The sequence below is a fragment of the Chitinophaga sp. ARDCPP14 genome (assembly GCF_051362515.1).
Lineage (GTDB): Bacteria > Bacteroidota > Bacteroidia > Chitinophagales > Chitinophagaceae > Chitinophaga.
Genome location: NZ_JBKIXB010000005.1, coordinates 529,255 through 543,420, shown reverse-complemented (window position 1 = coordinate 543,420; position 14,166 = coordinate 529,255). Strand labels below are relative to the sequence as shown.

The 14,166-nt window shown below is 44.6% G+C and carries 5 protein-coding genes; all 5 read left to right on the top strand.

Annotated features, from left to right (window positions below; genetic code table 11):
* The first annotated feature begins 7 nt into the window (after positions 1-7).
* Positions 8-3,364: a DUF1080 domain-containing protein gene (locus ACLHR0_RS17070; protein WP_436488163.1), complete on the top strand. Its 3,357-nt coding sequence runs from the start codon at positions 8-10 to the stop codon at positions 3,362-3,364.
* Between the two features lie 296 nt (positions 3,365-3,660).
* Complete coding sequence (locus tag ACLHR0_RS17065) at positions 3,661-4,710, top strand: hypothetical protein (protein WP_436488161.1); 1,050 nt, start codon at positions 3,661-3,663, stop codon at positions 4,708-4,710.
* A 14-nt stretch (positions 4,711-4,724) separates the two neighbouring features.
* On the top strand, positions 4,725-6,146 hold the full coding sequence (locus ACLHR0_RS17060) for a hypothetical protein (protein WP_436488159.1): 1,422 nt from the start codon (positions 4,725-4,727) through the stop codon (positions 6,144-6,146).
* Positions 6,147-6,250: 104 nt separating this feature from the next.
* Positions 6,251-9,709: a hypothetical protein gene (locus ACLHR0_RS17055; RefSeq protein ID WP_436488157.1), complete on the top strand. Its 3,459-nt coding sequence runs from the start codon at positions 6,251-6,253 to the stop codon at positions 9,707-9,709.
* Positions 9,710-9,741: 32 nt separating this feature from the next.
* Positions 9,742-14,166, top strand: a complete 4,425-nt coding sequence (locus tag ACLHR0_RS17050; RefSeq protein ID WP_436488155.1) for a DUF6443 domain-containing protein — start codon at positions 9,742-9,744, stop codon at positions 14,164-14,166.

Sequence of the window (14,166 nt, the reverse complement as noted above, 5' to 3'; positions counted from 1 at the left end):
ACGAATTATGAAAAAGATACAATACTTACTCGTTGCATTACTGGTTGGCTGGAGTAGCCTGGTTTCCGCACAGGGGCCATCAGATCAGCGTGCGTTTCATACTAAAATAGCCGATGTGCTGGCGTTGATGCCAGCCCCCAATAAAACGCAGTTTAACACCAATATGGAGTCGATTGCGGCGCTGGGGGAAGAAGGGCTTACTACCATTGCCGGCATGCTGGCAGCACCCGGAAAAGGTAATAATACGCAGTTGGAATACGCGCTGGCCGGATATGCTTATTATGTTACGCAACCCGGAAAAGAAGCAGCCCGCAAACAGGCTTCTGCTGCGCTTTGCAAAGCATTGGCCAAAACAGCGGAGCCGGAAAATAAGTTTTTCCTGATCACCCAGCTGGAAACCCTGGCAGATGATAACGCCACCGGCACGTTGCAGTCGTACCTCACAGACAACCGTTTGTGCGATCCTGCTGCCCGCGCATTGGTAAAGGTTAACACACCCGCCGCGCAACAGGCACTGTTGCAGGCGCTCAGCACCGCTTCAGGCGATAACCGTATCACCCTTACAGAAGCGTTGGGGGATGGCCGTTATACTGCAGCTGCAACAGCTATTGCACCACTGGCCACCAGTGCCGATAAGAAACTCGCCAAAGTAGCGCTGTATGCGCTGGCGCAGATCGGTTCGCCGGCTTCTGCTCCTGTATTGGCTACCGCCGCTGCCAACAGCGGTTACTCCTATGATGTAACCGACGCAACGGCGTCTTACCTGTACTACGCTAATAATATCACCGATAAAACAGCCGCCGCGAAAATAGCAGAGAACCTGCTGAAGCAAACAAAAACAGATGCGCAGGTGCATACCCGCACAGCTGCATTAAAACTACTCACCGCCATCCGTGGTGAAAAGAATATGCCGCTGCTGATGGCCGCTGCTGATGATAAGAATGCAGCATACCGTGATGCTGCACTGAAATTTGTGGGTCAATACGGCCTTGCCGGCAACGCCTTATGGCTAAAGAAACTGCCGGGTGCCGATAATGCCAATAAAGCCGCGGTAATAGGTATGTTGGGAGATAATAAAGTAGCCGCTGCTTTACCTGCGCTCCAGAAATTACTGGGTAGCAAAGATGAAGGCGTGAAACTGGCAGCTATCAAAGCGGCCGGCCAAACCGGCGGCGCCGCTGCCTTACCCTCCCTGCTGCAAACCATGAAAACCGGCGATGCCGCTACCGTGGAAGCCGTAAAACAGGCGCTCCTGATTATGCCCGGCGACGAAGTAGCCGCACAATCCGGCGCCTCCCTGGCCACCATGCCAGCTGCAGCGCAAACAGCCTTACTAACGGTACTGGCTGCACGTAAAGCAGACAGCCGTGTAAATGATGTACTGCCCCTCACCGCCAGCACAGATGCCGGTACCCGCAGTGCGGCCATTGCCGCATTGAAGGATGTGGCCACAAAGGCAAATCTTCCGGAACTATTTACCTTACTCAATAACACCGCCAGTGAAACGGATATCGCCAGCATACAGGCTGCGCTCATCAGCGCCGGCGCCACCAGCAGCGATGTGCTTGCACAAATGAAGCAGGCGCCTGCCGGTCAGCAATCCCGCTACCTTCCTGTGTTGGCAGGTATCGGCGAAAAAGATGCACTGGTACCGGTAGTTAACTCCTTTAATAACGGTGACGCTGCTACGAAAAAAGCCGCAGTAAAGGCATTGTCTTCCTGGAAAGATATGGCCGCTATCCCTGCGCTCTTAAAAATTGCGCGTGAAGATGCTACCTATCGTGATGAAGCACTTACCGGCTACATAGCGCTTACCCGCCGCTCCGCTTTGCCTGCCGATCAGCAGCTGCTGATGTTCCGCAACGCCATGGAGCTGTCGCCCTCAACGGTAATACAGCAGAAGGTGCTGGAAGGTGTTGAGCGCTGCAAAACACTGCCTGCGTTACTATTTGCCGGCAACTACCTCGACAATGCACCGGTACAACAGGCGGCTGCCAATGCCGTAATGAACATCGCGCTGGCAGATAAAAGCTACAATGGCGCCATCGTGCGTTCCCTGTTAGAGAAAACAGCCAAGGTGCTGAACGGCCCCGATGCCGATTATCAACGGCAGTCGATCCGCAAATACCTCGCTGAAATGCCCGCTGGTGAAGGATTTGTTCCGCTCTTCAACGGTAAAGACCTTACCGGCTGGAAAGGGCTCGTAGAGAACCCAATAGCACGCGGTAAAATGGATGCCAAAACACTCAGCAAAGCGCAGGACAAAGCAAACGACAACATACGCAAAGGCTGGTCCGCAAAAGACGGCCTGCTGGTGTTTAGCGGCAGCGGTGATAACCTCTGTACCGAAAAGAAGTATGGCGACTTTGAGATGCTGGTAGACTGGAAGATCACCTCACAGGGCGATGCCGGTATTTATCTCCGTGGTTCCCCGCAGGTACAGATATGGGACACCTCCCGCACCGATGTGGGCGCACAGGTAGGATCCGGCGGTTTATACAATAATCAGCAGCATGAAAGCAAGCCTCTTAAATTAGCAGACAACGCTATCGGCGAATGGAATCATTTCCGCATCCTCATGCAGGGCGATCGCGTAACAGTATATCTCAACGGAGAACTTGTTACTGATAATACCATCCTGGAAAACTACTGGAACCGCGGATTGCCGATCTTCCCGGAAGAGCAGATTGAGCTGCAGGCGCATGGTACCTATGTGGCGTACCGCGACCTGTACATCCGTGAAATTCCCCGTCCGAAGCCTTATGTGCTGAGCGATGAAGAGAAGAAAGCCGGCTACAAATTGCTGTTCGATGGCACCAACATGCATGAATGGACAGGCAACACCAAAGACTATGTAATCGATAACGGTAACCTGGTGATCTATCCAACCAATGGTGGTCACGGTAACCTCTATACGAAAGATGAATACAAAAACTTCTCTTTCCGTTTCGAATTCCAGTTGACACCAGGCGCTAACAATGGCCTGGGTATCCGCGCACCACTGGAAGGCGATGCCGCCTACGAAGGTATGGAATTACAGATCCTCGATAACGAAGCAGACATCTATAAAGACCTGCAGGTATATCAATATCATGGCTCCGTATACGGTGTAATTCCTGCCAAACGTGGCTTCCTGAAACCTGTTGGAGAGTGGAATACGGAAGAAGCCATTGTTGATGGCACGCACATCAAAATAATACTGAATGGCACCGTTATCCTCGACGGCGACATTGCAGACGCCCGTAAAAACGGTACACTGGATCATAAGAAGCATCCCGGCCTGAACAGGGAAACCGGTCATATCGGTTTCCTGGGACATGGATCAATTGTGAGGTTCAGGAATATCAGGGTGAAAACGCTGTAGTTTTTTGTTTGAGATATAGAACCGTTCCTGCGCAAGTAGGAGCGGTTTTTTTATGGCTGTACCGGTCAATATTTCTTCCTTCCGGGCCCCGGATAGTACAAGACAAAATCCCACGAATGTGGGATGACCCGGTTAATAATAAGTTAATTACTTTTGACCCGGATTTAACTGATTTTTACTATTTTGCGTCAGAATTAACTGTAGTGTTCAACCCAGTAAGAATGTAACTGTTTACCCTGATAGTAAGTCATAGTTGTATACCTGATAAGTTGGTTTTATTATTTTATCCTTTATTTATGAAATATTCTTGTTCCCTGCTTCTTTCTTTTGTGGCGTTGAGCAGCTACGCCCAGAATAAACTGGAAGCCACCGGTAATGCAGGTATTGGCACCACTTCTCCCACAGAAAAGCTGGAAATTTACTCCGCGGGTTTATCAAACATAAAACTGACCCATCCCTCCGACGTTTTAGGCGTGGTAGGTGCGCTTAAGTTTAATATGGCTGGTTCTAACCTGGGAAAACTGGAAGTAGAGAGAACTGATTCCTCTGGGAGGATGTCCGCTATGAAGTTTTTTGTAAGAGGCAGTGGTGGTGAATTTGAAGCGATGAGGATTGCAAATAATGGATTTGTTGGGATTGGAGAAACCTCACCGTCTGCCAGGCTGCATGTTGATGGTTCGCCTGGAACTGTATTTGCCAGATTTACACAAACTGATGTTTCTGCGGCCGATGGCGCACTGAGTTTTATGAATGGCACTGGTAGCGCGGGGAATTATATTCCTGTTATCAACGGACGGGGTTATATCCCAGGTCGTTCGTTGGGTCTTTATCTTATAGCTGATGTGGAGGATGTACTTCCGGCTTCTGATATTGCCTATGGCGGAATAATACTTGACAGCAGAAGTAAAACAGGGGCGAAGCTTACAACCAGTAATGTCCTGGCTGTTAACAGTGCCGGCGTAAACCTCATGTTGGTAAAAGCCAATGGCAGCGTAGCCATAGGAACCGCAGATACCAAAGGCTATAAGCTGGCCGTAAACGGCAGCGGCATCTTTACAAGAGTAGTGGTGAAATCCTATGCTAACTGGCCGGATTTTGTTTTTCACGCAGATTACAAATTGCCAACCCTGTCTGAAGTAGAGCAGTTTGTTGTAAAGAATCAACATCTTCCTGGTATTCCATCTGCCAGTGAAATAGAAAAAGACGGAGTGGATGTAGGAGAGATGAATAAGCAGTTATTGCAGAAAGTAGAGGAGCAAATGTTGTATATTATAGAGATGAATAAGCAGCTGGCTACTCTTTCTAAAGAAGTAGAAGTGCTTAAACAGAAGATCGCCACCAAATAACCCCCGGATTTGCCATGAAAACTATTTATCAACTGACCTTACTATTGTTCGTCTGCCTGTGCACCGCACAGGCGCAGGACAGCCTGCTGCAGAAAGCCAATGCCATTCCGGGTAAGTACCTGTCGCAGGTAAAACAAAAGTCAGATAAAATGGAGCGGCAGATCACCCAGCGCAGCGAAAAAGCCCTGAGCCGGTTTATGAAACAGGAGGAAAAGCTGAAACGCCGGCTGGGCCGCATTGATTCCCTGAAAGCCAATAATCTTTTTGCACATTCCATCGATTCCCTCGGAAGCCTGAAATCCCGTATGAAAGGCAAGCTGGGAAGGTATTCCGGTGCCTTAACCCAATCCGGCGGTCCTTATCTTGATAGCCTTAGCAATTCATTGTCCTTTCTAAAAGATTCCAAAGGTTTACTGGAAAAGTCCAAGGGTGTTACCGATAAATTGAATGGCTCGTTAAAGTCAGTCGATAACCTGAAAGACAAACTGGCCCAGGCAGAGCAGATTAAAGCGTATATCCGTGAACGTAAACAACTGCTGAAGGAACAGTTAAGTCAGTATACTGGCTTCACCAAAGATCTGCAGAAGATGAACAAAGAAGCCTACTATTATGCGCAGCAACTAAAGGAGTATAAAGAAGTTTTTAAAGATAAAAAGAAAGCGGAACAAAAAGCAATGGAAGTGATTAAGAAGATCCCCGCTTTCAATGACTTCATGCAAAAACATTCCCAACTCGCCAGCCTGTTTAATATACAAGGGGGGAGTGCATCAGCTCCCAACCTTGAAGGACTGCAAACCCGCAACCAGGTAGAACAGCTGATCCAGCAGCGCTTAGGCAGCGGCCCCAATGCCAGTGCCGCCGTAAGTCAGCAGATGGCAGAAGCCCGCAGCAAATTCGACGAACTGAAAAGCAAGTTCCCAGATCTTGACAACGCTGCGGAGATGCCCGATTTCAAGCCAAAGGAAATGAAAACAAAAAGCTTCCTGCAGCGATTGGAGTTTGGCAGCAACATCCAGTTTCAGCGCAGCAATAAATTCTTCCCTACTACCGGCGATCTCGCCGGACAAGCAGCCTATAAATTCCATAAAAATGGAAGCGCCGGTCTTGGTCTTTCTTACAAACTGGGCATGGGTACCGGCTTTGATAACATTCATTTCTCCGGTCAGGGTATGGGCATCCGCTCCTTCATCGACTGGAAACTCAAAGGCACCTTTTTCCTGAATGGCGGCTATGAGCAGAATTATCAACCGGATTACGCAGGGGTACCGGAAGGAGTAGGGCAGAAGTGGACGCAGAGCGGGTTGATTGGGATCAGTAAGAAGTACAAGATCAATAGTAAGCTGAAAGGCAATATGATGGTGTTGTTTGACTTTTTGTATAACCAGCATGTGCCGCGGACGGACCCGGTAAAGGTGAGGCTGGGGTATAATTTTTAAGCCCGCATATCATATTTAACGACGAAAAATTCTTAAAACCTATACTTAGCTTATTTAAACAGTGAAATACCGTTCAATAGGCACATCAACCAAGATTATACAATATGTCCAGTTATTTCTATCAAAAAGTAAGATGTTTTTTAGTCTTTCTTTCTATGCTCCCGTTATTTCTGAGTGCCCAGAATAATTATCTTAATACAAAAAATGTAGTACTGCCTTCCCCCAATGTAGCAGCCATACAACGATATGGAAACTGGCCGCTAGGTAGTTTCACCGGAACCGCCCCAATCAGTATTCCTTTATTTGAAATTAAGTCGGGCGAGTTGTCCTTACCGGTTTCTCTGTCGTATAGTTCAGGAGGGATCAGGGTCAATGATGTTGGTTCAGAGGTAGGAATAGGATGGTCGTTAAATGCTGGTGGTGTGATCAACAGAACTATGATGGGAGGACAAGTGGACGATAATTCCAATGATGGATTCTGGGCCCGGTACCCAATAACATTTGTTCCAGACAATCCCTATATGGAATATGATAGGGTGAACCTTTATAGTTTGGGAAAGTTGGATGCACAGCCGGATCTTTTCAGTTATAATGTATCTGGTATGAACGGTAAGTTTGTTTTTGATCACCAGAAAAATGTTTACCCTATTCCTTATTCCAGTAATCTGATAACTCCAATAATTCAGGGTAGCTTTAGAAATTCATATACAGGTATTACTGTGGCGGATGCGATTGTCGGTTTTAATCTTGTGGATGAAAATGGTACTCAATACCAGTTCTTGAAACCTGAATTATCTGTAACTACACCATATACTTATATAGATGGTAATTCCAGTCCTCAGCCGCCTGATGATTTTATCCATGTATCTGAAAGTTATATATTCAATTGGCATTTGACTAATATTATAAGTGCCAGTAAAAAAGACACTATCAGTTTTGTATATGAAACTGCGGATACCTATTATTGGACTTCGGGTTCTAGTGACATTCATTCCACCAAACAATTAGCCGGTAATCTCGCACCAAGACTTACACCGTATAAAAGTAGGACCAACTTTAAAAATCAGATTGAATCACAGCGGATAAAGTTTATAAAGTTCAATGGCGGCTATCTCCAATTCTACGGAACTACGGATCGTAAAGATATGCAGCAAGGGAAATGTTTAGACAGCATTGTTCTTTATAATATAAAAAATAACAAGATAAAGTCATATAATTTTGAATACCAGTACTTGTATAACACCTTTTTGTATAAAGATGCTGAAGTGCCGGGAGCCGCGGCAAAAGAGGAGCTGAGATTAATGTTACGTAGCGTTAAAGAAACCGATGCAAATGGTAGTTCTTTACCGCCTTATCTTTTCGACTATGAGCATTCGATAGGGTTACCTTCACGACTGATGTCCGGTGGAGACACCTGGGGATTTGCCAATGGGAAGAGTTATAAAGCAATTGGTGACGTTATTCCGGGCAGAAGCTTTGATGCATTTCAGGGGTATCAAAGGGATTTAACACTTCTAAAAAGGCCGGATTTTAATTATGCTGTCCAGGCTGTTCTTACAAATATTCAATATCCCACCGGGGGGAGTACCGCCTTTGTGTACGAGCCTCACTTCAATGAATCTGTAGCAACAACAGAGCCTGTTGAAGTATGTGATGGTAACATTAATACTAATTTTACAGGAGTACAGTTTGCCCCTCTTATTCCCAATGATCCGGATGCTTTGGCACCTCGTGAATTTCATGTTTCTGTTAATAGTTCTATTGTAGAAGTTGTCACTTCGCTTGATTCCAGGTATAGTAATTTTCCACCGTATTACTACATCGAAATAAGAGATAGTGCCACTAACAACCTCATTTACACCTATCGTAATAACTCATTATTTTGTGATAGCTATTCGCAGTATCCATACCCCACGTGTACGAAAAGCCTAACATTGAATAAAGGAACCTACTATATATACCCTAAAAATAACGGCCAGACTTACCCGGGAAGCGCGGCAGATATTTTTTGTAATATGAGGATTGCCCCTTTTAATTGTCATACGGAATATATTACAACAGTAGACAATGTTGCAGCTGGTGGAATAAGACTTAAAAGCGTTACCGATATTGATTCTGCATCAGGAAACAAAATGATGAGGGAGTATGAATATAGTAATGGTGTAAAGCCTCCGTGGAATGGAAATTATTATTTTGAGAAGTATGCTGATTTCCTCTATACTGATTTATCCGGTCAAAACGATGGCTACTCCAGTGAACAGGAGAAAGTAATCTCTTCCAGTAGTCTTTATCCAATTCTGGATATGATGGGTGGCGTAATTGGATATGGTACAGTAAAGGAAACCCAACGCAATCTTACAACTGGTGCTACCAATGGATGCACGATTACCTACTTTGATAATAATATTGATGATTCCCCGGGTGGAGAAAATTATAAGTTCATACCTTATCCACCATTTACGGGTAATAGTTGGACCTATGGAAGATTATTTGGAAAATCTGTGTATAAAGTTCAAGGAACAGGAATATCCCTGGTATCAGAGGAGAAGCGAAGTTATTCGGACTTAAAGCGTAATAGAAAAGCCTATGGAGAAGCATTTTTTGCATCCAGGTACTTGCTTCCTGGTAGTTCTTATCCATTTTGGAGCAATGGTCACCATGAATACCAGTTACAGGAGTATTTCAGACATACCACTTTTTACTATACATCTGGATATAGTACACTAGATAGCGTTGTGGTAAAAACATATGATGATAATGGCAATGTAAATATTGTAAAAGAACAATATGACTACGATACTGCTACCACTTTACTGAAGCAAACAAAGAAGAGCGACAGCAAAGGAGAAATGATTATTACGAATATTCTGAGAGCATCTGACTATGGGAACCTGACAGCTACAGATGCTACTACTGCCGGCGTTAAGCTATTACAGCAAAGGCATGTGTATGCACCGGAAATAGAGATGAGTAGTTATAAGGCGAATTCAGATGGCACCAATCAACGGTTGTTATCTTCCTATTACTTCTCATTTCGTTCAGATTTACCTCAGAAGGATAAGGTTTACAGTTTAGAAAACAGTGTGCCGATAACTGATTTTATTGCATCCAGGAATCTGACAGGGGCTGTCACAAAAGATACGCGATATACAGAGCGTATTTCATTTAATAAATATGATGTCAGGGGAAACCTGATAGAGCAACAAAAAACAAATGATGTTAAGGAAACTTACTTGTGGGGATACGGAGGGATATATCCAGTCGCCAGGGTAATTGGAGCGGAGTATGATACAGTGAAACAATACATTAATCAAACTATCCTAGATAATCCAACTGATGATGTTCAGTTACGTACCGAACTCGCCAATTTGAGAACCAAACTCCCAGGTGCAATGGTGACTACATATACCTATAGCCTCTTAAAAGGGATGACATCTGAAACAGATCCTTCTGGTAAAACAGTCTTTTATGAATACGATGGTTTTGGAAGACTTAAGCTCATAAAAGACCAAAACGGAAAGATATTGAAGCAGTTTGATTACCAATACAAGCAAACGAATTAACTAAACTAATTGCAGATACCTAAAGTAACTATATGTTTTATCTGTCGTCCCGTATTTTAAAAATAACTGCTTGTGTATTGCTGCTTATAATCGCAGTCAACGTACAGGCTCAAACACCCGGCGGAACACAATTGCCGACAGCAGTACCTGTTCCTTTGCCTTCCGCTTATACTAACCCGGTAATCAATTACGTCCGCACCTGGGAACCGGCATTGCCAACCACCGACACTGCCTATGTAGCATCCGCCAATCGCTCAGTTGCGGAGGTAAGGCAAACAACCGCCTATGTGGATGGACTTGGCAGACCGTTACAAACGGTGTCAAAAGCCATGAGCTTCGGAGGTAACGACATTGTATCTCCTATAGTTTATGATCAATTTGGAAGAGAACAAACTAAATATCTTCCTTATGTTCCACAAAACGTGAAAGATGGTAAGTTTAAAACAGATCCATTTAACGCGCAGAAGAGTTTCTATCAAACACAGGTGCCTGGTGCCAGTGGGGAAAGTGTGTATTATAGTCGTATTGATTATGAAGCATCGCCTTTAAACAGGGTTTTAAAAACCTATGCGCCAGGTAATAGCTGGGCAAAGAATGACCCATCAACAGTGGAAAGGGGAGGGAATCATCCAGTCCAGAATCAATACCTGATAAACGCCCTTGCAGATTCAGTGCGTATCTGGGATTTTATTGCCGGAGCTACTATTCCTACCAGTGTAGCAGGGCGTATATATGCCGCTGGCCAGCTGTATAAAAATGTATCAATCGATGAGGCCAATAATCAGCTAGTTGAATACAAGGATAAGGAAGGGAAGGTCATTCTTAAAAAAGTACAATTGGGTACAAATCCCGGCACTGGCCACATGGGCTGGCTTTGTACTTATTATGCATATGACGATCTGGGAAACCTGCGTTTTGTAATTCCACCCAAAGCGGTGGAAGCCATTATCAGCAACTGGATGATCAGCCCTGCTATTGCAGCCGAGCTCTGTTTTATGTACCGTTATGATGGGCGCAACCGCATGGTCGTAAAAAAAGTGCCCGGCGCCGACTCCACAGAAATGGTTTATGATGTACGCGACAGGTTGGCTTTCTCGCGCGATGGCAATATGAAGGGCAAAAGCTGGCTGGTTACTTTTTATGATGGGCTGAACCGGCCAACGATGACCGCTCTTTACAACGTTGCTACCGACCGGCTCACATTGCAGGGAACTATGAACGCAGCAATCAGCAATACGCAGAGCCTGTCGTATAACTTTCCTGGAACAGCGGACCTGGTACTGGCATCCCATAATGGAAGCACTTCTTACGTAGCTACTAATAGTATTACACTAACAGATGGTTTTGACACCGGAACAGGAACAGAAGTGATCGCTGAAATCAATGCGGCGGCTACTAATGGTAATGCCAATATTACGGTTACCAATCCGCTGTCTAATATACCCATCAGTGCCCTAACACCGCTGACTTATACCTTTTACGAGAGTTACGGGTTTGCTGATAAGGAAAATTACGCCAGTACAGATATCACCAAACCACAAGCCGGTAGCAACTTAAATGCGGAAGCACTACCTGCCGTTGCCAGCACTATGATAAAAGGACTGGTTACAGGTACTAAAGTAAAAGTGTTGGATACCGATCAATGGTTGACCACCACCAACTATTACAACGACAATGGACGGTTGATCCAAACGATATCGGACAATGTCAGCGGAGGGCAGGATGTGAGCACTAATCTTTATGATTTTAACGGGAAATTACTGAGTACCTATCTTCGTCACAGAAACCAGCGTAGTGGCACTATTCCTCAAACTGAGGTATTAACCATGTTGGCATACGACGCCGGCGGTCGCCTGCTTAACATAAAGAAGCGACTGAATAATGATGTAAATCTTGAAAGGACAGTAGCCGTAAATGAGTATGATGAACTGGGTCAGTTAAAGAAGAAGCGTTTAGGGATTACTGGTGCCAGTACTCAGCTGGAAACTTTGAATTACGACTATAATATCCGTGGCTGGCTGAGGGGAATTAACAAGGATTTTATCCCGGCAGTGGGAAGCACAACAAACTGGTTTGGGCAGGAGCTTAATTATGATTACGGTTTTACCACGCCTCAATTCAATGGAAACATTGCCGGATCGAAATGGAAAAGCCGCAATAATGGTATTGCGCGCGGCTATGGATACAGTTACGATAAGGCTAATCGCCTGACCGTAGCGGATTTTACGCAACAGAATACCGGTAGTTCCAACTGGACTGATAATTTGGCAAACTTTTCTGTAAGCGGGTTATCATACGATGCCAACGGTAATATCTTATACATGAACCAGAAAGGGTTAAATGGCGCAGTAGTGCAAACCATTGACAGCTTAAAATATGGTTATCTTGCTACTAGTAACAAATTATCATTTGTAACAGACCGAAAAAATAACACGCAAAGCCAGCTGGGCGATTTTAAAGAGATCAATAACAATGAAACAGCAGACTATGCGTATGATGCCAATGGTAATCTTACTAAAGACGCCAATAAAAATATAGTCGCAATTCGCTATAATCACCTCAATCTGCCAGATAGTATAGCCATTACCAGTAAAGGCATTATTAAATATCAGTATGATGCTACCGGTAATAAACTAAGAAAGATAGTTATAGATAATACGCTTACTCCTGCAAAAACAACTACGACAGACTATATTAACGGGTTTGTTTATCAGAATGATACCTTGCAGTTTTTAAGTCATGAGGAAGGACGTGTGCGTACTGTTTTTCAATCGGGCCAATTGCCAGCCTTTAAATACGATTACTTCGTAAAGGACCATCTGGGAAATATACGAATGGTATTGACTGAGCAATCAGATTTCTCCATGTATGCCGCCACCATGGAAACCTCCGCAGCTGCAACAGAAACGGCTTTGTTCAGTAATATTGATAACACCCGTTCTGCTAAGCCGGCGGGATACCCATCAGATGAGAGTGCAGGCACTAATGCCTCCGTGTCGAAATTGACAGCAACCAGCGGTGGTAAAAAAATAGGCCCTTCTCTTGTACTGAAGGTCATGGCAGGTGATACGATCCAGATTGGCGCAAAAGCTTTCTATAAATCCACAGGACCGCAGGATAAGAATAACTCACCGGCACCTGCTGAAAGTATGCTGGCTGACCTGGTACAGGTATTTGGTGGCGCCGCTTCTTCAGATGCTACTCACGGTGTTGCTTCCTCGCAACAGGCTACGCCGTTTAATAGCAGTTTTTATAACAATGATTACCAGAACCTGAAGGAAAAGGAACCTGATCAGCCAAACACAGACAGGCCTAAAGCATACCTTAATTTTGTTTTGTTCGATGATCAGTTTAAATTAGTAGACGGAAATAGTGGAGTTAAGCAGGTAAAAGCAGAGCCGGATCAATTGCAGACATTGGCCCAGGACAAAATGGTGATGGAGAAAAGTGGGTTTCTGTATGTTTACACGAGTAATGAAAGCCCGCAGGAGGTGTTCTTTGATAATGTAGTAGTGGCTCAGGCGAGTGGACCGTTGTTGGAGGAGACGCATTATTATCCGTTTGGGTTAACGATGGCGGGGATTAGTTCTAATGCGTTGAAGGGGACGAATTATACCAAAAATCGGAACGAGTTTAATGGAATAGAACATACAACAGACTTAGATTTGAATCAATACGATGCGTTTTATCGGAATCTAGATCCACAAACAGGCCGATGGTGGCAGATTGACCCAAAAGTAGATCTCTTTGAAGATTACAGCCCTTATAGCCATGTTCTTAACAATCCAATTGGATTGAGTGATCCATTTGGTGACGACACAGTGCATGTGAGCGATTTACCCAAAGTTTGGAATGAATTTAATACTAATACTGATGTAGTAAGATTAAATGGAATAGACGTTACACCAACAAAAGTTACTACTGGTTGGGATGACTATGGATATGGATTGACCTTTGGGATTGGGTATAAAGCAGGACCGTCAAGAAGTCCCATGGAAGAATATTTTGGAGGCCAGCGGCAGAGAGGGGGACATGTTGTTAACCGGGCAGGTTATATAACTTCCGATTTGGCTACTAGATATGTTGCTGGAATGCCTCCTGATTATGTCGATGTGGGAGGAGTTAACCTTGGCAGGAATTTATGGAAGATTAGAAATGTTCTGGGAACTATTAAGGCTATGAAATTTTCTAAGATAGGAAGAGTAATAGTCGAGTCTGGTGATGCAACAAAAGTTTTGGATAAATTGGGACCTTCAGCAAGAAAAAGTGTTGAGGAAGCGCTGGAGTTAATTCGCCATGGGAAGGCCGGAGGAAATCAACATGTTTTAACAGGGAATTTGAAAGGATTTAATGCGATTGATGTTAAAGGGAGTGGAAAAGGTAGAGGGGCACTTCGTATAGTTTTCCAATCCACTGAGGATGAAATATTTATTCATAGTATACAAGATTATCATTAA